We start from the raw sequence: 21,907 nt of genomic DNA on the forward strand, positions 1-21,907 counted from the left end.
GCGTCGCGGCGGGCCGCCCGGTCCGCCGCGACGCCGGCGTCCAGAGGGGGTACGTCAGGTGTCAGCCGCAGTGCACACCGTCGCGGTGATCGGCGCGGGCAAGATCGGCGAGTTGATGCTGTCCGGGCTGCTGCGCTCGGGCTGGCCGGTGGACCGGCTGCTGGCCACCGCCCGGCGGCCGGCCCGCGCCGAGGAGTTGACCGCCCGCTACGGCGTACGGGTGGTGGACAATCTCGCCGCCGTCGAGGCGGCCGAGGTGCTGGCCGTGTCGGTCAAGCCGCAGGACGCGGCCGCGCTGCTGGACGAGATCGGACCGAAGGTACCCGCCGGCAAGCTGGTCATCTCGCTCTGCGCCGGCCTGCCCAGCAGCTTCTTCAGCCGCCGGCTGCCCGAGGGCACCCCGGTGGTCCGGGTCATGACCAACACGCCGGCCCTGGTGGACCAGGCGATGACCGCCATCTCCGCCGGGGCGTACGCCACCGGGGCGCACCTGGCGCTGGCCGAGGAGATGTTCAAGCCGCTCGGCGCGACGATCCGGGTGCCGGAGAGTCAGCAGGACGCGGTGACCGCCCTGTCCGGCTCCGGCCCGGCGTACTTCTACCTCCTGGTGGAGGCGATGACCGACGCCGGCATCCTGCTCGGCCTGCCCCGCCAGGTGGCGCACGACCTGATCGTGCAGACCGCGATCGGTTCGGCGGTGATGCTGCGGGACTCCGGCGAGCACCCGGTGAAGCTGCGCGAGGCGGTCACCTCGCCCGCCGGCACCACCATCTCCGCCATCCGTGAGCTGGAGAACCACGGCGTACGTGCGGCGCTGTTGGCCGCCCTGGAAGCGGCCCGGGACCGGGCCCGGGAGCTGGCCGCCCAAGCCGAGTGAACGGCTTCGAGCGGCTGATGACCAACTTCGTCGCGCCCGTCCGGCGGTTTCTCCCCGCCGGCGATGCCGCCAACCCGAGTCGATCATTGCTCTGCCGGCCCAGCGTTGGCTCCCCAGGAGCGCCCCGGTGACGCATACTGGCGCGGTGTTCACACTCGCCCAGGCCCGGTACCTGGTAGCCACCCTGCACCCTCGTGTCGACGAGCTGATCCGGGTCCGGGCCGACCTGGCCGAACTGCAGGCCGACCTGGCCGCCCACGGGGTCAGCGCGCTCGGCGGCCGGCCAGAGGTCAAGGCGTTGGAGGCCCGGCTGCACGCGATCCTCGACGAGTTGCGCCAGCCCGGCATCGAGGTCAAGAGCATCGCCCCGGTGCTGCTCGACTTCCCCGGTGAACGCGAAGGTCGGCCGGTGCTCTGGTGCTGGCTGGAAGGGGACAGCGACGTGCGCTGGTACCACCGGGCCGACTGTGGTTTCGCGGGCCGCCGCCCGATCTGATCTCCTGGACGGCGCAGCCCGAGCTGCCGCGCGCTCTACCGGGACTGTCGCCCCACGTCGACCGCCGCCATCCGGCGGCTCATGCCGATCACCGGAGGACACCGATGTTCGCCGTGCCGTTGACCGCCGACGCCGAACTGCGTCCCCTCAACCCCTGGCACGCCGAGGAGTTCCTGGCCAACCTGGACCGGGCCCGGGAGAACATCTCACCCTGGGTGTCGCCGTCCTTCGTGGCCACCGACCTGGACCAGGCGCGGCACGTGTTGCAGCGGTACGCCGACCGGTGGGCCCGCGACGACGGCGGCATCTGGGGCATCTGGTCCGGCGGCACGCTGGTCGGCGGGGTGCTGCTCGTGTCGCTCAACGCCGAGTTGGGCGTCTGCGAGGCAGGCTGCTGGCTGGAACCGGCCGCCGAGGGTCGTGGCCTGGTCACCCGCGCGGTCAGCCGGCTGATCGACTGGGTGGTCGACGAGCGCGGCCTGCACCGGGTCGAGTGGCGGGTGCTCGCCGGCAACGAACGCAGCATCGCGGTCGCCCGTCGGCTCGGCATGCGCCGCGACGGCGTACTGCGGGAGGTGTCACCGGGCCCGCACGGGCGGGTCGACCTGGAGATCTGGTCGCTGCTGGCCCCGCAGTGGCAGGCCCGCCGTGCCGGTACGCCAGTCGACTGAAGCGCTCACGGTGGGTGCGGGCTGCCCCCGGTCGGTGCTGGTCGAGGCTCGGGCCGGTCAGGTCTGGTCGGCCTTGGCGAGGGCGGCGCGCAGCGTCGCGGCGTCGCCGGGGGACTCCCGTTCCAAACTCGTCGGCTCGGCCGAGTAGATGAGGCCGTAGGCCGGGGTGTCCGGCTGGTACCGCCAACCGTCGGCGAGTGCGCCGACGTCCACCGCGTCGTAGCCGATCCGGTCGAGGAACGCGGTGACGACGGTCTTGGCCTGGGCGTCGTCACCGGCGATCGGCAGCGCGCTGCGGTCCGCCGCGCCGCCCGGCCGGGCCAGGGCGAGCAGGTGCCTGTAGTGGATGTTGTTGAACGCCTTCACCACCCGTGCCTCGGGCAGGTGGCGTTGCAGCAGTTCACTGCTGGTGATGCTGCCCTCGTCCAGTTCGGGAAAGCGGCCGTCGCGCTGCGGGTAGTAGTTGTTGGTGTCGATGACGACCTTGCCGGCCAGTGGCTGTGCCGGTACGGACCGGTACGACTTGAGGGGGATGGTGACCACCACCAGGTCCCCGGCGCGGGCCGCCGCGTCGACCGTGCCCGCGCTCGCTGCCGGTCCCAGCTCGTCGACCAGCCCGGCCAGGGTCTCCGGCCCCCGCGAGTTGCTCAGCACCACCTCGTAGCCGGCAGCCACCGCCAACCGGGCCACGGTGCCGCCGATGTGCCCACTCCCGATCAACCCCACGACCGACACGTCAACCCCCTGCCCACTGGACTCCCCACGTCGAACCTACTCGCCCGGCCGGCGCTTCGGTCCGTCCCGCGCCATCTCCCCGCCGCGCTCCGCCCGCTCTCGGCCTGCTCTCGTCCAGGGCGGGGCGGGAGGCTCAGGGGAGGGTCTTCTCCACGGTGGTGCGGAGGGCGGGGTCGTCGGGGGTGACCGTCGGGGCGAAGCGGGCGGCCACGGTGCCGTCCGGGGCGATCAGGAACTTCTCGAAGTTCCATCGGACGTCGCCGGTGTGCCCGTCGATGTCGGGAGTGTCCACCAGGGCCGCGTAGAGCGGATGGCGGTCCGGCCCGTTGACCTCGACCTTCTCCGTCAGCGGGAAGGTGACTCCGTAGTTGACCTGGCAGAACTCGCTGATCTCCGCGGCGCTGCCCGGTTCCTGGCCGGCGAACTGGTTGCACGGGACGCCGAGCACCACCAGGCCGCGGTCGGCGTACTCGTCCTGGAGGGCCTGCAGGCCGGCGTACTGCGGGGTGAGGCCGCACCGGGAGGCGACGTTGACCACCAGTAGGGCGCGTCCCCGGTACTGCGCGAGATCGGCCGGGCCACCGGCGAGGGCGTCGATCGGGATGTCGAAGACGGACATGAGGCGAGGCTACCGCTGGGCGCCGCGCCCTCGCCGGTTCGCCGCGCGGGCCCGCTTACCGTTGGGTAACCGGCCGTTGACCGGCGAGTGAGGCGGTTTCCCCCGGACAGGCAAATCGATACATCGACATCTTGACGAAGTGGTGGCCTGTGAGTAGCGTCTCCTCAACATTTTGGAAAGTTTCCTAACTGTTTGGAGACGCCACATGAAGAGATCGCTCCGCCGGGCCCTCTGGGTCGGCGCCGTGGTCGCGGTGACCGTCGCCACGGTCCCGATGGCCTCGGCGTTCGGCGCCGGAAGTGTGACCACCTCGTTCACCCGGGTGCAGGACTGGGGGACCGGTCACGAAACCAGGGTCACCATCACCAACGGGTCCAGCGCCAGCCTGAGCACCTGGCGCGTCGAGTTCGACCTGCCGTCGGGCACCAACATCAGCAGCTTCTGGGACGCCGACGTCACCCGCACCGGCAACCGGGTCGTGGCCGTCAAGAAGAGCTGGGCCGGTGCACTCGCCCCGGGCGCCTCCTTCAGCTGGGGTTACAACGGCAGCGGCCCGTACGCGGCGCCGCAGAACTGCACCATCAACGGCGCCGCCTGCGGCGGTGGCACGCCCCCGCCGACCACCACGCCGCCGACCACCACCCCGCCCACGACCACGCCACCGACGACCACCCCGCCGACCACGACGCCGCCCACCACGCCGCCCAGCGGCGACCGCAAGGTCGTCGGCTACTTCGTCCAGTGGGGCGTCTACCAGCGCAACTACCACGTCCGCAACATCCACACCAGTGGATCGGCGGCGAAACTCACCCACATCCTGTACGCCTTCGGCAACACCACCGGCGGCCGGTGCACCATCGGTGACAGCTACGCCGACTACGAGAAGGCGTACACCGCGGCGGAGAGCGTCGACGGCGTCGCCGACACCTGGGACCAGCCGCTGCGCGGCAACTTCAACCAGTTGCGCAAGCTCAAGCGGATGTACCCGCACCTCAAGGTGATCTACTCGATCGGCGGCTGGACCTGGTCCGGCGGCTTCACCCAGGCCGCGCAGAACCCGACCGCCTTCGCCGAGAGCTGCTACAACATGGTCAAGGACCCGCGTTGGGCGGACGTCTTCGACGGCATCGACATCGACTGGGAGTACCCGAACGCCTGCGGTCTCACCTGCGACGCCAGCGGCCCGAACGCGTTCAAGAACGTGATCAGCGCGCTGCGGAGCCGGTTCGGCTCGTCGGCGCTGGTCACCGCCGCGATCACCGCCGACGGCAGCAACGGCGGCAAGATCGACGCGACCGACTACGCCGGCGCGGCGGCGAACCTCAACTGGATCATGCCGATGACGTACGACTACTTCGGCGCCTTCGCCCCGCAGGGCCCCACCGCCCCGCACTCGCCGCTGAACTCGTACACCGGCATTCCGCAGCAGGGCTTCTGGTCCGACGCGGCCATCCAGAAGCTCAAGAGCAAGGGCATCCCGGCCAACAAGCTGCTGCTCGGCATCGGCTTCTACGGTCGGGGCTGGACCGGGGTGACCCAGACGACCGCGGGTGGTACCGCGACCGGCCCCGCTCCGGGCACCTACGAGCAGGGCATCGAGGACTACAAGGTGCTCAAGAACACCTGCCCGGCCACCGGCACCGTCGGCGGCACGGCGTACGCCAAGTGCGGTAGCAACTGGTGGAGCTACGACACCCCGTCGACCATCGGCGGCAAGATGACGTACGCGAAGAACCAGGGCCTCGGTGGCGCCTTCTTCTGGGAACTTTCCGGTGACACCAGCAACGGAGAGTTGATCAGCGCCATCAAGGGCGGTCTCGGCTGAGCCGACGGCCGACGCATCACCCACCAGACGGGGAGGGGCCGCACCAGCCCCTCCCCGTCCGCCCTGCTGTGTAAGGAAGGGCACCTTGTTAACGCCTCCGGTAGAGCAAGGGCCCCTTATTAACAATCCGGTGCCTCGCGGGGCGTCGCGTGTTAATAGGGGGCCCTTCCTATACAAAAGGTGATAACAAGGGGCCCTTCCTTGCACCTGGGGATGGGTGTGACAGACTCGCCGGTCGGATGGCTCGGTGTTCGCGGATGGGGAGGTGGCGATGCGGGTGTACCGGCGCTCAACCGCACTCGTCCTGCTCATGATCGTGCCGTTCGCGCTGGCCGGCTGCGGACTCATCGGCGGCGAGGAGGAACCGGCGGAGCAACCCGGCCGGGCGCCGGCCGAGGAGGCGCTGGCGAAGTCCCGCGAGCGGGTGCAGGCGTACCTCGACGCGATGGTGGCCAAGGACGTGGCGGCCGGGCGTAGCCAACTCTGCGCGGTGCTGCACGAATCGTTCGACTCGGCGGCCACCGGGCCGAACGGCGACTTCGCCGACCACTTCGAGGTCGCCCAGACCGAGATCACGGACATCCGCTCCGGCCCGGTCGGGCAGGAGGTCAGCACCGTGGTCACCGTGGCGGTGGGTAAGCGCGAGGCCGACCGGCGGCTGCTGTTCACGGTCACCCGCGACGGGCTCGACTGGTGCATCTCGGGCGAGCGACCCGGTGGGCACAACCCGACGCCGGAGCCGACGCCGACGCCGGAGCCGACGCCCTGACCTGCGGCGGCACCAACTCCCGGTGGCGCAGCCCGGCGCCAACGCCTGACCTGCGAGGACGCCCACTTTCGTCCATCTGCCGGAACCCGGCCCCTCGCTGGCCGTGCAGCCCGGCTGTCGCCGTACGCTGCATGTCATGCGCCATGAGTGGCATCAGCTGAGTCATCCGGCGGTGGGCAGCCCGGTGCTGCAGACCAGCCGCCCGACCGTCGACACCGCCGAGGACGCGGCCCTTGGCCTGGACCGCTGGCGGGAACTGCCCCGCGCCCAGACCCCACCCTGGTCGGACCAGGCCCAGGTCGCCGAGGTCTGCAAGGTGCTCGACACGGTCCCCTCGGTGGTCGCCCCGTACGAGGTCGACCAGTTGCGCCAGCGTCTCGCGCTGGTCTGCGAGGGTAAGGCGTTCCTGTTGCAGGGTGGCGACTGCGCGGAGACCTTCGCCGACAACACCGAGAGTCACCTGCTGGCCAACGCTCGTACGCTGCTCCAGATGGCGATCGTGCTCACCTACGGCGCGTCGCTGCCGGTGGTGAAGGTGGCCCGGGTCGCCGGGCAGTACACCAAGCCCCGGTCGCTGCCGACCGACGCCCGGGGCCTGCCGGCCTACCGCGGCGACATGATCAATTCGCTGGAGGCCACGCCGGAGGCGCGGGCCGCCGACCCGCAGCGCATGATCCGGGCGTACGCGAACTCCGCCGCCGCGATGAACATGCTCCGCGCCTACCTTGCCGGTGGGCTGGCCGACCTGCACGCGGTGCACGACTGGAACAAGGGCTTCGTGCGCAACTCGCCGGCCGGCGAGCGGTACGAGGCGATCGCCCGCGAGATCGACCGGGCCCTCGCCTTCATCCGCGCCTGCGGGATGACCGACGACGACGCGCTGCGTACGGTCACCCTCTACTGCTCCCACGAGGCCCTGGCGCTGGAGTACGACCGGGCGCTGACCCGGGTCTCCGGCAACCGGGCGTACGGGCTGTCCGGGCACTTCCTCTGGATCGGGGAGCGCACCCGGCAGATCGACGGGGCGCACATCGACTTCATCTCCCGCATCGCCAACCCGATCGGGGTCAAACTCGGCCCGACCACCAGCCCGGACGAGGCGATCGAGCTGTGCGAGAAGCTGAACCCGGACAACATCCCGGGCCGGCTCACCTTGATCAGCCGGATGGGCAACCACAAGGTACGCGACGCGTTGCCGCCGATCGTGGCCAAGGTCACCGCCGCCGGGGCGAAGGTGGTGTGGCAGTGCGACCCGATGCACGGCAACACCCACGAGTCGTCCAACGGCTACAAGACCCGCCACTTCGACCGGATCGTCGACGAGGTACTGGGCTACTTCGAGGTGCACCGGAGCCTGGAGACCCACCCCGGCGGCCTGCACGTCGAGCTGACCGGTGAGGATGTCACCGAGTGCCTCGGCGGCGCCCAGGGCATCGCCGACCTCGACCTGCCGGACCGGTACGAGACCGCCTGCGACCCGCGGCTGAACACCCAGCAGTCGCTGGAACTGGCCTTCCTCGTGGCGGAGATGCTCCGTGGCTGACGCGAGGAGTGAGCTTGCGAGCCCCGCAGTCGGCGGCCGTGAGGATCATGGTGGCTGACGCGAGGAGTGAGCTTGCCACCCTCGCAGTCGGCGGCCGTGAGGATCATGGTGGCTGACGCGAGGAGTGAGCTTGCCACCCTCGCAGTCGGCGGCCGTGAGGATCACGGTGGCTGACGTGCGGGGTGTGCTTGCCAGCCGCGTAGGCGGCGGGCGTGAGGATGACAGTGGTTGACCCGATGGAGCGAGACATGTCGATCGATCTGCGTTCGGATACGGTGACCCGGCCCACCGCCGGGATGCGGGCGGCGATGGCCGCCGCCGAGGTCGGCGACGACGTCTACGGCGAGGACCCGACGGTCAATGCCCTGGAGGCCGAGGTCGCCGCGCTGTTCGGCCACGAGGCGGCACTGTTCTGCCCGACCGGCTCGATGGCCAACCAGGTCGCCCTGCAACTGCTGGTGCCGCCGGGTGCGGAACTGCTCTGCGACGCCGACGCCCACGTGATCACGTACGAGATGGGGGCTGCCGCCGCGTACGGCGGAATCACCTCGCGGACCTGGTCGGCGGTGGGCGCGGACGTGGACCCCGACGTGGTCGCCGGCATGATCCGTCCCGACGGCTACTGGGCGGTGCCCACCCGGGCGATCGCCGTGGAGCAGACCCACAACCGCAGCGGTGGCGGGGTGATCCCCCTGGACACCTTGCGCCAGTTGCGCCGGGTCGCCGACGAGGCGCAGGTGGCGTTGCACTGCGACGGGGCCCGGATCTGGCACGCGCACGTCGCCGACGGGGTGCCACTGGCCAGCTACGGGGCGCTGTTCGACACGCTGTCGGTCTGCCTCTCCAAGGGACTCGGCGCACCGGTCGGCTCACTGGTGGTCGGTGCCGCCGACAAGATCGAACGGGCCCGGGTGATCCGCAAGCGGATGGGTGGCGGCATGCGTCAGGCGGGCGTCCTGGCCGCCGCCGGACGGTACGCCCTAGCCCACCACATCGACCGGCTCGCCGAAGACCACGCGAAGGCGGACCGGCTGGCCGAGGCGATCGCCCCGTTCGGGGTGCTGGCTGGGCCGGTACGCACCAACCTGGTCCCGCTCGACCTGACCAAGGCGCCGATGGACGCACCCACCCTCGCTGCGGCGGCCCGCGCCGAGGGCGTACTCATCTCGGTGCTCGGCCCCCGCACCGCCCGCCTGGTCACCCACATGGACGTCACCGACGCGGCAGTCGACCAGGCCGCCACCATCCTCCCCCACATCCTCCGCACCTAACCGCCCCCTCCACCCCGCCTCCCCACGTCCCCGCCTCACGTCCCGCGCGATCTTGCACTTTCTGTCGCCGCATAAGCCTCAAAACTCCCGAAAGGGCGACCCAAAGCGCAAGATCGCGGGTGCGCGGGTGCGCGGGTGCGCGGGTGCGCGGGTGCGCGGGTGCGCGGGTGCGCGGGGGCACGAGATTGCGGGGGAGGGGTGGTGTTAGGGGAGGAGGCGGCGGAGGGTGGCTATGTCGGCGGCGTGGCCCTCGTGCCGGTCGGTGGGGGTCTCCACCAGGATGGGTACGCCAGCGGTGGCGGGATGGCGCATCAGCTCGGCGAAGGCGGGCTCCCCGATGCTGCCCTTGCCGATGTTCTCGTGCCGGTCGCGGGTGGAACCGCACAGGTCCTTCGAGTCGTTGGCGTGCACCAGGCGTAGCCGGTCCGCGCCGACGGTGGCCACCAGCGTGTCCAGCGTCTCGGTCATGCCGCCCTCGGCGGCCAGGTCGTGTCCGGCGGCCCAGGCGTGGCAGGTGTCGAAGCAGACGCCCAGCCAGGGGTGTCGGTCCACCGCGTCCAGGTAGGGGCCGAGCTGCTCCACCCGGCAGGCCAACGACCGGCCACCACCCGCGCTCGGCTCGACCAGCAGCATCGGCCCGTTGCTGGCGGCGGCCGAGTCCAACAGCGGCAGCAGGGATTCGCGTACCTGCCGCATGGCCGCCTCGGCGTGCCCGGCGTCCACCGCGCTACCGGCGTGGAACACCACCGCGCGGGCGCCGATCGCGGCGCCCCGGCGTAGCGCGTGGGCCAGGGTCAGCACCGACCGTTCGACCGTGGCCTCGGTCGGCGAGCCCAGGTTGACCAGCAGCGACGCGTGGATGTAGGCGGCGACGCCCCGTTCGGCGCAGCCGTCGCGGAACAGGGCGTCCTGTGCCGGGTCGCCGGCCGGCATCGCCCAGCCCCGGGAGTTGCCGACGTAGACCTGCGCCACCTCGGAGCCGGCGGCGTCGAGGTACGGCAGGGCGGCCTTCGCCAGCCCACCCGAGGCGGGCGTGTGTGAGCCGATCGGCCGGTGACCGGGGTCCGTGGCCGCCATCAGAAGCATCCGATGGTGACCTGGGTGCCCGGCGGCACCTGGGCGTTCTCGTTCGGGTTCTGGAACCGGGCCACCGCCTCCGGGTTGAACTGCACCGCCACCGGGAAGCCCTGGCTCTCCAGCACCTGCTTGGCCTGCTGGCACGGCAGGTCGATGACCCGGGGTACGGTCACCAGAGGTGGACCTTCGCTGACCTCGAGCCGGATCTGGGCACCCTTCTCCACCCCACTGCCGTCGGCGGGGCTCTGCCCGATCACCTCGTCGCGGGGCTTGTCGGACTGCTTGTAGGTCGGCTCCACCAGCACCAGGCCGAGCTGCGCGATCTGGTTGCGGGCCTCGTTGAGGTTCTTGCCGACCAGGTTCGGCACGGTGACCGGGGCGCGCCCCTTGCTCAGGATGACGGTGATCTCGTCGCCCGGCTTGACTTCCTTGCCCGCCTCCGGCTTGGTGGCCACGACCACACCTTCGGGCAGCCCGTCGTCGTACCGGGCGGTGCCCTTGACGACTTCGAGTTGGGCGCTGACCAGGTCGGCCTCAGCCAGGTCGAACTCCTTGCCCACCACGTCGGGCATCGGGAACTTGGCCGGGCCCAGTGACAGGGTCAGGGTGATCGTGCCGCCCTTGAGGATCCGGTCGGTGGCGGCCGGCTGCTGCGTCAGCACGCCGTCGCGCGGAATCTGCTCGTCGTGGCGGGGGTCGGCGTACCGCAGGGTGAAGCCGCCCTGCGCCGCCTGCGCCTCCGCCTGGGCCTTGGTCATGCTGACCAACTGCGGCGCGTCGGTGTACCGGCCCACCCCGAACCACCAACCGCCGAGGGCGGCGACCAGGCCGAGGACCACCACCACGGCGGCGACGGCGAGGCGTCCGCTGGACTCGCCCAGCAGGCGGGTACGCAACCCGGCCAGCCGGGACCCCAGGCTCTCGTCGCCGTCCGGAACCGCCCGACGGCGGCCCCGGGTGGCTCCGCCACCCTCCGGCAGTCGGGCCCAGGTCGGGCGCTCGGCGGGACGGACCGTCGCCACCACCATGGTCGGCTGGGCGAGCGCCGGACCGTCAGCCACGGCGGACAGCATGGCGGTCTGGGTGTTCGGGTTGCCGAGCCCTTCCCGCGCCACCTGCACCTCGGCCAGCAGGGTGCCGGCGTCGGCGGGCCGGCCGGCGGGATCCCGCCGGGTGGCTCGGGCGACCAGGTCGTCGAGCACCTTCGGCAGGCCGGGCACCAGGGTCGACGGCGCGGGGACGTCCCGGTCGACGTGCTGCCAGGCGATGTCGATCGGCCGGTCGCCGTCGTACGGCACCCGGCCGGTGAGCATCTCGAACAGCACGATGCCGGTGGAGTAGACGTCCGTCCGGGCGTCGGCCCGGCCGTTGCTGACCAGCTCCGGGGCCACGTACGCGACGGTGGCCATCAGTTGGTTGCCGCTGTCGTGGTCGGTGCTCGCCTCGACGGCACGGGCCAGCCCGAAGTCGGTGACCTTCACGACGCTGTCGACCAGGTTGGCCGGTCCGCCGCTCGGTGCCTCGGCGACGAGCACGTTCTCCGGCTTGACGTCGCGGTGCACCAGGCCGGCCCGGTGCGCGGCGGCGAGCGCGGCGAGCATCTGCTCGGTGATGGCCAGCGCCTCGTCCGGGTTGAGTCGGCGGCGCTCGGTCAGCACCTCGCGCAGGGTGCGCCCACGTACGTACTCCATGACCAGGTACGGCATCCCGGCGTGGGTGCCCTGGTCGTAGACCGCCACCACGTTGGGGTGGGTCAGCCGGGCGATCGTCTTGGCCTCGTCGGTGAACCGGTCGACGAAGCCGGCCAGGCCGGCGCGACCCGGCTGGCTCTGGGTGGAGTGGATGAGTTTGACCGCCACGGTGCGTTCGAGTCGCTCGTCGGTGGCGGTGTACACGGTCGCCATGCCGCCACGGGCCACGCGACCGCGGATGCGGTAGCGCCCGTCGATCAGCGAGCCCAGCAACGTGTCGGCGACCTGTGTGTCCATCGGCAGGGAGTCTATGTGTCGGGGGATGAAGGTTGAACAGGATGCTACCGCCGCGCGGACATTTGCGGGTCCGTCGCGTGCTCACCGATGGTGGTCGACCCTGGTCGCGTGGCGGCCGGGAGGCCGTTGACCCGCCTGCCAGAAGACTGTTGGCCCGCCGCCGGGAGGCTGTTGACCCGCGGCCGGGAGGCTGTTGACCCGCTGCTGGGAGGACGTGGCAGGGTGGTCGAGTGACCGACTCCGTACCTACCGATGGCGCTGTGCCCGGGACCGCCCCCGCCGAGCCGACGGACTGGCTGACCCTGCCTGACGTCGCCGAGCGGCTCGACCTGCCGATCAGCAAGGTCCACCAGAAGATCCGGGACCGGGAACTGATCGCGGTACGCCGCGACGGCATCCGTCGGATCCCGGCCGACCTGGTGGCCAACCCCACCGTACTCAAGCACCTGCCTGGCGTGCTGAACCTGCTGGCCGACGCCGGCTACGACGACGAGGCGGCGCTGCGCTGGCTGTACGAGCCCGACGACACACTGCCCGGCGGCACCCCTGCCACCGCCCTCGGCGGCGACCAGGCCCGCGAAATCAAGCGCCGCGCCCAAGCCCTCGGCTTCTAACCCACCCCCCACCGTCGCGATCTTGCACTTCCTGCCTCCACGAATCAGGCGAAAAAACCCATTACGGCGACCGGAAGTGCAAGATCGGCGAGGCGAGGCGAGGCGAGGGGTGCGGGCGCGAGGGGGCGAGGGGTGCGGGTGGGGGGTGGTTAGTCGGCGCGGCGGGTGGCGGCGATGGCTAGGTCGACGAGGGCCTGGCGGGCCTCGGTGTCCAGGTCGACTGCGGTCAACGCGGCGAGCGCGGCGTCGGTGAGCGTGACGATGCGCTGTTCGGTGCGGGCCAGCGCCCCGGTGGCGGTGATCAGGTCCCGCAGTCGGGCCACTCCGACCGCGTCCAGGTTCGGGTCGCCGAGGCCGGCGAGCAGCAGCGCCCGATCCGTGTCGTCGGCCGCCTCCAGGGCCGCCGCCACCAGGTACGTCCGCTTGCCCTCGCGTAGGTCGTCGCCGGCCGGCTTGCCCGTCTGGGCGGGATCACCGAAGACCCCCAACACGTCGTCACGCAGTTGGAACGCCTCGCCCAGCGGAAGCCCGTACGCCGAGTAGGCGACCCGTACGTCGGCGGGGGCGTCGGCCAGCGCCGCGCCGAGCAGCAACGGCCGCTCGACGGTGTACTTCGCCGACTTGTACCGGGCCACCTTGCTGGCCCGCTCCAGGGAGGTGTCCCCGGTGGCCTGGGTCACCACGTCGAGGTACTGCCCGACGGTGACCTCGGTACGCATCTCGTCGAAGTCCGGCCGGGCCCGGGCCACCGCGCGGGGGTCCAGCCCGGCGGAGTGCAGCAACTCGTCGGACCAGACCAGGCACAGGTCACCCAGCAGGATGGCCGCCGCGTCGCCGAAGCCGTCGGGGTTGCCACCCCAACCGGCCGTGCGGTGCTGGGCGGCGAACCGGCGATGCATCGCCGGCTCGCCGCGCCGGGTGTCCGAACGGTCCATCAGATCGTCGTGGATCAGGGCGCTGGCCTGGACGAACTCCAGCGCGGCGAGGGCGGTCACCACCGCGTCGGTGTCCACCCCGCCAGCACCTCGGTATCCCCAGTAGGCGAAGGCGGGCCGGAGCCGCTTGCCGCCGCCCAGCACGAACGCCTCGATCGCCTCGGCGACCGGCGCCAGGGCGTCATCGACGTCGGCCATCCACAACCGGCGCCCGGCGAGGAAGTCGGACAGGGCCTGATCCACCCGTTGGCGAAGTCCGGCCCGGTCAACGGGGGATACAGGAGCAGCGTGGGTCACGTCCCGACGCTAATGGGTCAGGTCGCGGCGCGCTGACCCACCCGCGTCCCGGCGCGTCGTGGCCCGTCCGGTACGGCGTACCGGTGGGCGCGCCGGAGCCGGCCGGCAGCGACCGGCCCGGCGACCCCGACCTCCTGCCACCGGACCGGCCGTAAGGTCGGCCGGCGGCTCGGTCGCTGGGTCGGCCGCGCGGCCGGCTGGCGGGTCGATCGGCGAGGCGACCGCTGGGGCGGCCGGCGGGTCGGTGGAGAGGCCCTCCGGCGAGCAGGCGGGCGGGTCGAGGACCGTGGCCAGCCAGGCGTGCCAGAAGCGTCCGGGGATCCGCCGCTGTCGCTCCCACCGGGAAACCTCGTGCCGACTGAGCGTCGGTACGCCGGCGGCGGCGCACAACTCGGCGGCGAGTCGGGACTGGCTCCATCCCCGGGCGAGCCGTAACCGGGTCAGCAGCGGCCCGGACAGCGGGTCGGGCGGGTGCGGGGGCATCGGTCCTCCGGGGGTCGGCGCGTACGGTGGCCGGTCCGGACTGGACCGCCACCGGTGGAGCGTGACCCCCGCGCGGTCCCCCGTGCGATCGTCGACCACACCCGCGCTGGATCCAGAGATATCCCAGGGGTCCGACGTTTCCCGGCGGCCGCCCGGCACCGGTCCTTACCTGTGGGAAGGTGCTGGGGGTGGGCGCCGTGGCCGGCTAGAGTCGGTGCGTGGCGCTCGGTCTACCCTCGGTCCTCCCGAATCCGCAACCGGCGATCGGGGAGCTGGTCCGTGACTGCCAGCCGACCTTCTCCTTCGAGTTCATGCCCCCCAAGACGGAGCAGGGGGAGCGGCAGCTCTGGCAGGCCATCCGCGAGCTGGAGCCGCTCCAACCCTCCTTCGTCTCGATCACCTACGGTGCCGGCGGGTCGACCCGGGACACCACGGTCGCGGTCACCGAACGGGTGGCCACCGAGACCACCCTGTTGCCGATGGCCCACCTGACCGCGGTCAACCACTCGGTGGCCGAGCTGCGGCACGTGATCGGGCGGCTGGCCGGTGCCGGGGTGCGCAACGTGCTGGCGGTGCGGGGTGACCCGCCCGGCGACCCGACCGGCGAGTGGATTCGTCACCCCGAGGGCGTCGACTACGCCGAGGACCTGGTCCGCCTGGTGCGCCGCTCCGGCGACTTCAGCGTCGGCGTGGCCGCCTTCCCGTACCGGCATCCGCGTTCGCCGGACGTCGCCACCGACACCGAGTACTTCGTCCGCAAGTGTCGGGCCGGTGCCGCGTTCGCGATCACCCAGATGTTCTTCGACGCCGACGAGTACCTCCGCCTGCGCGACCGGGTGGCCGCCGCGGGCTGCGACACCCCGATCCTGGCCGGGGTGATGCCGGTGACCCGGATCGGCACGATCGAACGGTCGGTGCAGCTGTCCGGGGCACCGTTCCCGCCGGCCCTGGCCGCGCGCTTCGAGCGGGTCGCCGACGATCCGGAGGCGGTCCGCCGGCTCGGTATCGAGCAGACCAGCGAGATGTGCCAGCGGCTGCTCGACGAGGGCGTGCCGGGCATCCACTTCATCACCTTCAACCGGTCCACCGCGACCCGGGAGATCTGGCAGAACCTGCGGGTGGGCGCCCGGACGTGAGGCCACCGGCGCGACACCTCAGCGCCGCCGCGACGGTTGAACCGTGGTGGGCAGACAGCTGAACTGGAACGAGTACGCCACCGCGTGGGCCCGGCTGCACGGTGGGTTCGACCCCCGGGCCGCCACTCCGGTGGTACGCGGCTGGCTGCGCTTGTCGTACCACCTCGGGTTCCTGCTGGGCCGGCTACGGGTCGGCCCGACCGCGGTGACGGTGGTCGGCGTGCTGCTCTGCCTCTGCGTACCGTTGTTCGCGGTCCGGCCGGGCGACGGGCCGTTCCTCGGTGCCCTGTTCGTGCTGCTCGCCTCGGTGGCCGACAGCGTCGACGGGGCGGTGGCGGTGGCCACCGGCCGGACGACGCGCCTCGGCTACGTCTACGACTCGCTGGCCGACCGGCTCGGTGAGGCCGCCTGGCTGGTGGCGTTCTGGCTGGTCGGCGCGCCGGGTGCGCTGGTCGCCGCGGCCGGTGCGCTGTCCTGGCTGCACGAGTACGTGCGGGCCCGCGCGGTCGCCGCCGGGATGCGGGAGATCGGCGCGGTGACGGTGGGGGAGCGGCCCACCCGGGTCTGCGTGGCCGTGGCGGGACTGCTGTTGGCCGGCCTGACCGGGTTGATCCAGCCGGATCTGGCCGCCGGCACCATCACCATGGCGACCGCGGTGTGGGTGCTGCTGGCCGCCTTCGGGTTGGGGCAGTTGCTCTCCGCCGTCCGCCGGGCGCTGATCGACGCCGGCTGACCGCCGCACCCCCGGGTGTTAACAAGGGGCCCTTCCTCTACCGCAGGCGTTAACAAGGTGCCCTTCCTTACACCTACCAGGCGGGCCCGATCTCCTCGGCGACGATCTGCGCGGACAGGGTGACCATCGGCAGCCCGCCGCCCGGATGGCTGGAGCCGCCGACCAGCCACAGGCCGTGGACCGGGCCCCGGTTGGCCGGGCGGAGCAGCCCGCCGGCCGTGCCGTAGATCGCCCCGCCCGGCGTGCCGGCCAGGTCGGCGGGGCTGCGGACGTCGCGGAACACCAGCCGGTCGCGGACGTCCACGCCGCGTTCGGCCAGCACGTCGAGGATCCGATCGGCGTACGCCGCCGCCAGCCCCGGCCGGCGCCAGTCGATCGCACCGGGCGCGGTGCCGTGGCGGGCGGCGTTGACCAGCACGAACCACGCCTCGTGCCCGGTCGGGCGGACCGCCGGGTCGTCGGCCACGGTGACGAAGATCGTCGGATCGGCGGCCGGTCGGGCCCGTACCCCGCGCTGCGGGGCGCCGAAGACCGCGTCGAACTCGGCGTCGTAGTCGCGCGGGAAGAAGACGTTGTGGTGGGCCAGCCCGCTCTCGCCGCGTACGCCGAGCAGCAGCACGAACCCGGCCAGGCTGCGGTCGGCGAGACCGGCCAGCCGACGCGGGTCGGGCAGCAGGTCACGGTAGACGGTGAGCGCGTCCACGTTGGCCACCACCACGTCGGCGGGGATCGGGGCGCGACGGCCGGCGACGCGTACCCCGTGCACCCGGCCGCCCGCCGCGTCGATCCGGGTGACCGTGGCGCCGGTCTGCACCACCACCCCCAGGTCCAGGCAGCGCGACAGCAGCGCGTCGGCGAGGGTGCCCAGGCCGCCACGCAGGTACCAGCCGCCGAAGGTCAGCTCGGCATAGGGGACCGCGACCAGTGCGGCCGGCGCGCGGCGCGGATCGGCGCCGGTGTAGGTGGCGTACCGGTCCAGCAGCATCCGCAGCCGAGGGTCGGACAGCTGGGACCGGTCCAGCCCGCGCAGGCTCTGCCCGGGCCGGATCGCGGCCAGGTCGCCGAGCCGCCAGGCCAGTCGGGCCAGGTCCCGGGGCGAGTCGACGCGCCGCCGCAGGATGTCGTGTTCGCTGGCCCGCCACACCCGGGCGGCCCGCCGCCACAGCCGTTGCCAGTCGGCGGCGGCCCGGTCGCCGAGGGCCGCGCCGACGCGGGCGGTGAACTCCGCCGGATCGGCGCAGGAGTCGAGCACCGGACCACCGGCCGGGAAGACGTGCCGCACGATCGGGTCCAGCGGCACCAGGTCGAGGTACTCGTCCAGCTTCGCCCCGGTGGCCTCGAACAGGTCGTGGAAGACCTCGGGCAGGGTGAGCAGGCTGGGCCCGGTGTCGAAGTGGAACGACCCCTTGGGGGTGTCCCGGGTGTGCCGGCCGAGCTTGCCGCCGACCGCGTCGGTGAGTTCGAGGACGGTGACCTGGTGCCCGGTGACGGCCAGCCGGGCGGCGGTGGCCAGCCCACCCACCCCGGCACCGACGACCACGATCCGCGCCATGCCATGTCCTCCCAGGCCGGGGTCGAGTTCCTCGGTCGTTCGCCGCGGCACCGCCGCAGGCGTCAGCCGACCGGACGGCCCCGCCAGGACAGGCGTCGCCGCTTGCGCAGATGGTACGACCGCAGGGTCAGCCAACCGAGGACCGCGACCGACACGGGGTGGCTCAGCGCGTCGGGCCAGGCCCGCCCGCCGGTGGCCCGGGCGCTGACCACCCGCCCCGCCACCCCCATCAGGTACGTCAGGAAGGCCACCCCGGCCAGCGCCGGTGCTCCGGCCAGCAGCGCGGTCACGGCGACCAGCGGGGGCGCGGTGTAGAGCAGGAGCAGCACGGTCAGCACCAGCGCGGCGGCCGACGGATGCCCGAACGTGGCCCAGAGCGATTTGGTGTAGCCGTCGCGCAACTGCGGCCAGGTGTCGTACATCCGGCAGGAGGCCAGCCGGGAGCCGTCGGCCAGCGCGATCCGGCCGCCCGAGCGTTTCACCGCGCGGGCCAGTTCGATGTCCTCCAGCACCCGGTCGGCGACCGCCGCGTGCCCGCCGGCCCGCAGGTAGCCGGCCCGGTCGACGACCAGGAACTGTCCGCCGGCCGCGGCCAGCGCCGGCCGCGCCGAGCGTTCCATCGCCCGCAACGGCAGGAAGGTCAGCCACAACCACTGCAACAGCGGCTGCACCAGCCGGTCGGCCCCGTTCCGCACCACGATCCTCGGGTACGGCGACAGCAGCGTCGCCCCGGCGGCGCGCAGCTCGGTGACCGCCGCCGCCACGGCGTACGGGCCGAGCACCACGTCGGCGTCCACGAACACCAGCGCGGTGGTCGACTCCTCGGTGCGGCTGGCCAACTGCCAGCAGGCGTGTGGCTTGCCCAGCCAGCCCGGTGGTGGGGCGGCCCCGGTGAGCAGGGTGACCCGCGGATCGCCGGCGGCCACCGTACGGACCACGTCGGCGGTGCCGTCGGTGGAACCGTCGTCGAGCACCACGACCCGTAACCGGGGTACGCCGCGCTGGGCGAGCAGGGCCCGCAGGCACGGGGTGACCCGGTCGGCCTCGTCGCGCAGCGGGAGCAGCACGGTCACCCGTTCGGTGCTCTGCACCGGCTGGTCGCTCGGGCGGCGCAGCCACCGGCCCGCGTTGACCATGGTGTGCGCGGTCAGCGCGGCGACCACGAGCAGTACGACGAGCGGGCCGGTCATGCCGCGGCGTCGACCCGGGCGCGTTCCGTGGTGGCACCGTCGTCGCGGGCCGGTCGGTCGCGCAGCAGCGCCACCGCCAGCGGCACCGCGATCACGCCCATGCCGGCCGCGCCCCACAGCGCGGAGGCGGGCAGGTCGAGGAAGACCGCGTGGGCCAGCACGCTGGAGCCGTACGTCCACAGGTAGAGCGCGTACATCGGGTGGTCGCGGGGGCCGGTGCCGGTCACGGCGGGCCCGGCGAGCGGGCGCAGCGCGGCCATCACCAGCACCGCGAACAGCAGCCAGCCCAGGTAGTTGCTGACCGGGATGCCGGCCAGCCCGGGCAGCGCCGGGGTGGCGTCCCGCCACACCCAGTGGCCCTCGGCGACCATTTGCGGGTCGAGGAAGAGGTCCCAGGCGGCCAGCCCGACCGTGGCCAGCCCGATCCGCGCCGGCCACCGCCACCCGCGCCGAGACGGCCCGCCGGTGCCCGACGCCGGGGCGGTGCCGACGAGTCGGGTCGCCACCAGCCAGGCCGGCCAGGCCATCCAGGTCCAGGCCAGCGGGATGATCAGCGGTACCCCGGCCAGCTTCGGGCCGAGCTGCCCGGAGTAGTCGTAGCTGCCGAACGGAAAGCCGGTGGCCACCCCCAGGGCCTCGATGGCGAAACCGCCGCCGGTGGCCAGCGCGACCAGCGCGACCGCCGTACGCGGCCCCCTGCTCAGCAGGGCGTGGCCGACCGAGAGCAGGTAGCCGAGTACGACGGTGGCCACGGTCAGCCGGGCCCGGGTCGACCCGTTGGTCAGCGGGTAGCAGATCTGCGCCAGCACCAGCAGTGCCAGCAGCACCCAGGCGTAGACCCGGGCGGAGCGGACCGGTGATCGTCCGGTCATGACCGGACGGGCGGCTGCTCGGGTGCGGGTAGCGGCAGTTCCCGGCCGAGCACCCCGAACGGGCGTTCGTCGCCGGGGAAACGGAAGTCGCGCAGGATGTCCACGAAGCCGAACCGGCGGTACAACCGCCAGGCGCGCGAGGTGTCCTCGTCGGCCTCCGGGGTGGACAGCAGCGTGGTCGCCCCCTCGGCCATGGTGAGCAGGGCGCGTAGCTGCCCGGCGCCCAGGCCGTGTCCCTGTGCCGGTGGGCGTACGTGCAGTTCGACCACCTCGAAGCAGTCGGTCAGCCAGCGTTGCCGGGCGGCCGGGTCGAGTGCCCGCCAGACCTGGTCGTGCCACCACTGGCCCGGGCCGCCGACATAGCCGTAGCCGAAGCCGGCCAGGTGTCCCTCGCTGGTCAGGCTGGCGACGGCGCGGAAACCGGGCCGTCGTACGTGGGTGGCGATGTAACCGCGACGCGCCTCCAGCAGGTCGGCACGGTAGCCCATGGCCTCGCCGTAGACGGCCACCACGTCGTCCAGCCGCCGGAGGAGATCGTCCGGTGTCCACCGCACCAACCTCATGCCCGTCCACCCTTCGCCGGTTCGCCGTCGACCCACCCCAGTACCGTCCGGTCACCGATCACGTCACGCACCTCGAACCGGGCGAAGAGTTCCTCCGCGTACCACCGCTCGGTCGGGGTCCGGGTGATCGCGGCCCGGTGCTCCGGGTGACGGTACGCGAACGCCACCAGGTCCGCCGGGTCACGCCACACACTCACCGTGCCCTGCCAGCCCAGCGGGGCCTCGCCGACGCCGAAGCGGGCCAGCAGGCCGGGCGCGGTGCGCAGGGCGACGGCGACCGGTGGGACCGCCCGCCAGAAGGTGAGGGCCCGGGTCGGCCGCAACCGGGCCCGGGTCAGGGCCAGCACCGGTCCGGTCACCCGCCCACCGGCCGGCTCGCCGAACGGTCGCCGGCCGGACCACTCGCCCCGGCTGCTCAGCGGGCGCAGGTCGAGCCGTACGCCGGCCTCGGCGATGCCGGACCAGGCCCGGCCCACCGGCGAGTCGGTGAACCGGGTGGCCGCGTCGGGGGAGTCCCACACCGTCAGGGCCGCCCAGCGGGTCGGGTCGGCGTCGCCCGGCCCGAAGCCGGTGCCGGTCCCGGTGCCGAGCAGCTTGCCGAACCGTACGCCGGGAAGGGCGCGCAACCGCCGTGGATCCCGCGCCATCCGGACCAGCGCCCGACCCACAGCGGCCCGGGGGATCCGCCACACGTGCAGGGTGACCAGCTTCGGGACGGCCCCGGCAGGTGGTCCACCGGGGTCCGCGCTCGGCCCGTTCACGCCACGTCGGTCGGGGTCCCGCCGGTGACCCGCAGCAGCTCGGCGTACGTGGTGGGGAAGACCGCCTGCGGTACGCCACCGGCGGCCCAGATCTCGTCGTACTTGTCCAGGGCGGTGTCCACCAGCGTGCGCAGCGGCTGCGGATGGCCCACCGGAGCGACCCCGCCGATCACCTGCCCGGTGTGTTCCTTGACGAACTGTGGGGTGGCCCGGCGCAGCCGGGTGACGGCGAGTCGGACGGCCAGGGCGGCGGTGTCCACCCGGTGCGCGCCGGAGGTGAGCACCAGCAGCGGTGCGCCGTCGGCGTCGAAGACGAGCGAGTTGGCGATGGCGCCCACGTCCACGCCGAGCGCCTCGGCGGCGGCTGCCGCGGTGTGCACCGCGTCGGGCAGCAGCCGGACGGTGGCGGGTCCACCGGAGCCGTCCCGGGCGCTCGCGTCGTCCAGTGCGTCCTGCACCGCCCGTACGTTCGGGTGTGACTGCATCCCGCCATTCTTCCGGGTGCCCGGTCGGGCGGTGCAGCCGGCCACGCATGCCGGCGCGTCACACGTTGCATTTTCGTCGGGGGGAGGGTGTACTGTCAGCAGCAGTTAGAACGAGTGTTCGATTGCCTCGAACGTTCGTTCCAACCCCCTCGGGGCGAGTGTTTCGCGGCACCCGGCCCCCGAGAGGTGCGGTGCCGCGGACCGCACCGGGGCTCCGGGCAGTCGCGAGTCCGGACCCATCAGGCAGGAACGTCGCCCACCGCCCACGACCCCCGGGCGGTGGGCGACGGACCCGCCGGTACGCCGGCCGGGTGTGGTGTGGGGAAGCTCCGCACCCGGCCGGCCACCGATCTGGTGCGTCTTCCTCCGCACCGCCCGCCGCGGGTGTCCCGCGCCGACGGACCTGGTCCGCCGC

General features: G+C 72.7%; 21 protein-coding genes and 1 pseudogene. 10 read left to right on the forward strand and 12 right to left on the reverse strand.

The genetic code is table 11. The annotated features are described in order from the left end of the window. The first annotated feature begins 58 nt into the window (after positions 1–58). From proC to E0H26_RS09905, 3 genes are all read left to right on the forward strand, one after another. On the forward strand, positions 59–877 hold the full coding sequence (gene proC / locus E0H26_RS09895) for a pyrroline-5-carboxylate reductase (protein WP_131303283.1): 819 nt from the start codon (positions 59–61) through the stop codon (positions 875–877). A 127-nt stretch (positions 878–1,004) separates the two neighbouring features. Next, the gene (locus tag E0H26_RS09900) at positions 1,005–1,373 is read left to right on the forward strand and encodes a DUF2203 domain-containing protein (protein ID WP_240742092.1); all 369 of its coding nucleotides are present in this window, start codon (positions 1,005–1,007) and stop codon (positions 1,371–1,373) included. 104 nt (positions 1,374–1,477) lie between these two features. Next, complete coding sequence (locus tag E0H26_RS09905) at positions 1,478–2,044, forward strand: GNAT family N-acetyltransferase (RefSeq protein ID WP_131303284.1); 567 nt, start codon at positions 1,478–1,480, stop codon at positions 2,042–2,044. Positions 2,045–2,101: 57 nt separating this feature from the next. Here E0H26_RS09905 and E0H26_RS09910 read toward each other — a convergent pair. Both E0H26_RS09910 and E0H26_RS09915 read right to left on the reverse strand, forming a co-directional pair. Further along, positions 2,102–2,791 (reverse strand): annotated as a pseudogene (locus tag E0H26_RS09910) (NADPH-dependent F420 reductase); the annotation flags it as partial. 121 nt (positions 2,792–2,912) lie between these two features. After that, a complete protein-coding gene (locus E0H26_RS09915; protein WP_131303286.1) occupies positions 2,913–3,398 on the reverse strand; it encodes a glutathione peroxidase in 486 nt (161 codons plus the stop codon). Between the two features lie 205 nt (positions 3,399–3,603). Here E0H26_RS09915 and E0H26_RS09920 point away from each other — a divergent pair, with 205 nt between their 5' ends. The 4 genes from E0H26_RS09920 to E0H26_RS09940 all read left to right on the forward strand — a co-directional run bounded on the left by E0H26_RS09920 (position 3,604) and on the right by E0H26_RS09940 (position 8,806). Further along, positions 3,604–5,223 (forward strand): glycosyl hydrolase family 18 protein, encoded by a 1,620-nt coding sequence (locus E0H26_RS09920; protein WP_131303287.1) that lies wholly within the window; start codon positions 3,604–3,606, stop codon positions 5,221–5,223. Between the two features lie 310 nt (positions 5,224–5,533). Next, entirely contained in the window at positions 5,534–5,992 is a 459-nt protein-coding gene (locus E0H26_RS09925) for a hypothetical protein (protein WP_131303477.1), read from the forward strand. 136 nt (positions 5,993–6,128) lie between these two features. Next, positions 6,129–7,535, forward strand: coding sequence for a class II 3-deoxy-7-phosphoheptulonate synthase (locus tag E0H26_RS09930; RefSeq protein WP_131303288.1), 1,407 nt, complete (start codon positions 6,129–6,131; stop codon positions 7,533–7,535). Between the two features lie 248 nt (positions 7,536–7,783). Next, the gene (locus E0H26_RS09940; protein ID WP_131303289.1) at positions 7,784–8,806 is read left to right on the forward strand and encodes a threonine aldolase family protein; all 1,023 of its coding nucleotides are present in this window, start codon (positions 7,784–7,786) and stop codon (positions 8,804–8,806) included. A gap of 204 nt (positions 8,807–9,010) precedes the next feature. Here the strand turns inward: E0H26_RS09940 and E0H26_RS09945 are convergent, their stop codons facing one another. Together E0H26_RS09945 and pknB are read right to left on the reverse strand one after the other, a co-directional pair. Next, entirely contained in the window at positions 9,011–9,883 is an 873-nt protein-coding gene (locus tag E0H26_RS09945) for a deoxyribonuclease IV (protein WP_131303290.1), read from the reverse strand. Further along, a complete protein-coding gene (gene pknB / locus E0H26_RS09950) occupies positions 9,883–11,871 on the reverse strand; it encodes a Stk1 family PASTA domain-containing Ser/Thr kinase (protein WP_131303291.1) in 1,989 nt (662 codons plus the stop codon). The genes E0H26_RS09945 and pknB overlap by 1 nt, the downstream gene beginning before the upstream one ends. 230 nt (positions 11,872–12,101) lie before the next feature. Between pknB and E0H26_RS09955 the strand changes: the two genes are divergently transcribed. Continuing rightward, a complete protein-coding gene (locus E0H26_RS09955) occupies positions 12,102–12,485 on the forward strand; it encodes an Rv2175c family DNA-binding protein (RefSeq protein WP_420812815.1) in 384 nt (127 codons plus the stop codon). 149 nt (positions 12,486–12,634) lie between these two features. On the opposite strand, the gene E0H26_RS09960 is transcribed toward E0H26_RS09955, so the two are convergent. Both E0H26_RS09960 and E0H26_RS29550 read right to left on the reverse strand, forming a co-directional pair. Continuing rightward, positions 12,635–13,717, reverse strand: coding sequence for a polyprenyl synthetase family protein (locus tag E0H26_RS09960; RefSeq protein WP_131303293.1), 1,083 nt, complete (start codon positions 13,715–13,717; stop codon positions 12,635–12,637). A 9-nt stretch (positions 13,718–13,726) separates the two neighbouring features. Beyond that, positions 13,727–14,200 carry a helix-turn-helix domain-containing protein gene (locus tag E0H26_RS29550; protein ID WP_206025000.1) on the reverse strand — a complete coding sequence of 158 codons (474 nt, stop codon included), beginning with the start codon at positions 14,198–14,200 and terminating at the stop codon, positions 13,727–13,729. Positions 14,201–14,418: 218 nt separating this feature from the next. Between E0H26_RS29550 and metF the strand changes: the two genes are divergently transcribed. Beyond that, positions 14,419–15,336, forward strand: a complete 918-nt coding sequence (metF, locus tag E0H26_RS09970) for a methylenetetrahydrofolate reductase [NAD(P)H] (RefSeq protein WP_131303294.1) — start codon at positions 14,419–14,421, stop codon at positions 15,334–15,336. A gap of 43 nt (positions 15,337–15,379) precedes the next feature. Then, positions 15,380–16,069 carry a CDP-alcohol phosphatidyltransferase family protein gene (locus tag E0H26_RS09975; protein WP_131303295.1) on the forward strand — a complete coding sequence of 230 codons (690 nt, stop codon included), beginning with the start codon at positions 15,380–15,382 and terminating at the stop codon, positions 16,067–16,069. A 73-nt stretch (positions 16,070–16,142) separates the two neighbouring features. Here E0H26_RS09975 and E0H26_RS09980 read toward each other — a convergent pair whose 3' ends face one another. The 6 genes from E0H26_RS09980 to E0H26_RS10005 form a co-directional block, all read right to left on the reverse strand. Continuing rightward, positions 16,143–17,621 carry a phytoene desaturase family protein gene (locus E0H26_RS09980; protein WP_131303296.1) on the reverse strand — a complete coding sequence of 493 codons (1,479 nt, stop codon included), beginning with the start codon at positions 17,619–17,621 and terminating at the stop codon, positions 16,143–16,145. Positions 17,622–17,683: 62 nt separating this feature from the next. After that, the gene (locus E0H26_RS09985; RefSeq protein WP_131303297.1) at positions 17,684–18,811 is read right to left on the reverse strand and encodes a glycosyltransferase family 2 protein; all 1,128 of its coding nucleotides are present in this window, start codon (positions 18,809–18,811) and stop codon (positions 17,684–17,686) included. Continuing rightward, the gene (locus tag E0H26_RS09990; protein ID WP_131303298.1) at positions 18,808–19,683 is read right to left on the reverse strand and encodes a carotenoid biosynthesis protein; all 876 of its coding nucleotides are present in this window, start codon (positions 19,681–19,683) and stop codon (positions 18,808–18,810) included. The genes E0H26_RS09985 and E0H26_RS09990 overlap by 4 nt, the downstream gene beginning before the upstream one ends. Next, positions 19,680–20,246 (reverse strand): GNAT family N-acetyltransferase, encoded by a 567-nt coding sequence (locus E0H26_RS09995; RefSeq protein ID WP_131303299.1) that lies wholly within the window; start codon positions 20,244–20,246, stop codon positions 19,680–19,682. The genes E0H26_RS09990 and E0H26_RS09995 overlap by 4 nt, the downstream gene beginning before the upstream one ends. Then, complete coding sequence (locus tag E0H26_RS10000) at positions 20,243–21,007, reverse strand: monooxygenase (protein WP_131303300.1); 765 nt, start codon at positions 21,005–21,007, stop codon at positions 20,243–20,245. Before E0H26_RS10000 ends, E0H26_RS09995 begins: the two co-directional genes overlap by 4 nt. Further along, on the reverse strand, positions 21,004–21,492 hold the full coding sequence (locus E0H26_RS10005) for a YbaK/EbsC family protein (RefSeq protein ID WP_131303301.1): 489 nt from the start codon (positions 21,490–21,492) through the stop codon (positions 21,004–21,006). The genes E0H26_RS10000 and E0H26_RS10005 overlap by 4 nt, the downstream gene beginning before the upstream one ends. Between the last annotated feature and the right edge of the window lie 415 nt (positions 21,493–21,907).

This window comes from Micromonospora zingiberis (assembly GCF_004331455.1).
GTDB classification, from domain to species: domain Bacteria; phylum Actinomycetota; class Actinomycetes; order Mycobacteriales; family Micromonosporaceae; genus Micromonospora; species Micromonospora zingiberis.

What these genes read in the sequence shown, in the direction of transcription:
- E0H26_RS09905 (WP_131303284.1), top strand. Translation starts at nt 1,478, where the DNA reads ATGTTCGCCGTGCCGTTGACCGCCGACGCCGAACTGCGTCCCCTCAAC.
- E0H26_RS09915 (WP_131303286.1), bottom strand. Translation starts at nt 3,398, where the DNA reads ATGTCCGTCTTCGACATCCCGATCGACGCCCTCGCCGGTGGCCCGGCC.
- E0H26_RS09920 (WP_131303287.1), top strand. Translation starts at nt 3,604, where the DNA reads ATGAAGAGATCGCTCCGCCGGGCCCTCTGGGTCGGCGCCGTGGTCGCG.
- E0H26_RS09925 (WP_131303477.1), top strand. Translation starts at nt 5,534, where the DNA reads ATGATCGTGCCGTTCGCGCTGGCCGGCTGCGGACTCATCGGCGGCGAG.
- E0H26_RS09930 (WP_131303288.1), top strand. Translation starts at nt 6,129, where the DNA reads ATGCGCCATGAGTGGCATCAGCTGAGTCATCCGGCGGTGGGCAGCCCG.
- E0H26_RS09940 (WP_131303289.1), top strand. Translation starts at nt 7,784, where the DNA reads ATGTCGATCGATCTGCGTTCGGATACGGTGACCCGGCCCACCGCCGGG.
- E0H26_RS09945 (WP_131303290.1), bottom strand. Translation starts at nt 9,883, where the DNA reads ATGGCGGCCACGGACCCCGGTCACCGGCCGATCGGCTCACACACGCCC.
- pknB (WP_131303291.1), bottom strand. Translation starts at nt 11,871, where the DNA reads ATGGACACACAGGTCGCCGACACGTTGCTGGGCTCGCTGATCGACGGG.
- E0H26_RS29550 (WP_206025000.1), bottom strand. Translation starts at nt 14,200, where the DNA reads ATGCCCCCGCACCCGCCCGACCCGCTGTCCGGGCCGCTGCTGACCCGG.
- E0H26_RS09980 (WP_131303296.1), bottom strand. Translation starts at nt 17,621, where the DNA reads ATGGCGCGGATCGTGGTCGTCGGTGCCGGGGTGGGTGGGCTGGCCACC.
- E0H26_RS09985 (WP_131303297.1), bottom strand. Translation starts at nt 18,811, where the DNA reads ATGACCGGCCCGCTCGTCGTACTGCTCGTGGTCGCCGCGCTGACCGCG.
- E0H26_RS09990 (WP_131303298.1), bottom strand. Translation starts at nt 19,683, where the DNA reads ATGACCGGACGATCACCGGTCCGCTCCGCCCGGGTCTACGCCTGGGTG.
- E0H26_RS09995 (WP_131303299.1), bottom strand. Translation starts at nt 20,246, where the DNA reads ATGAGGTTGGTGCGGTGGACACCGGACGATCTCCTCCGGCGGCTGGAC.
- E0H26_RS10005 (WP_131303301.1), bottom strand. Translation starts at nt 21,492, where the DNA reads ATGCAGTCACACCCGAACGTACGGGCGGTGCAGGACGCACTGGACGAC.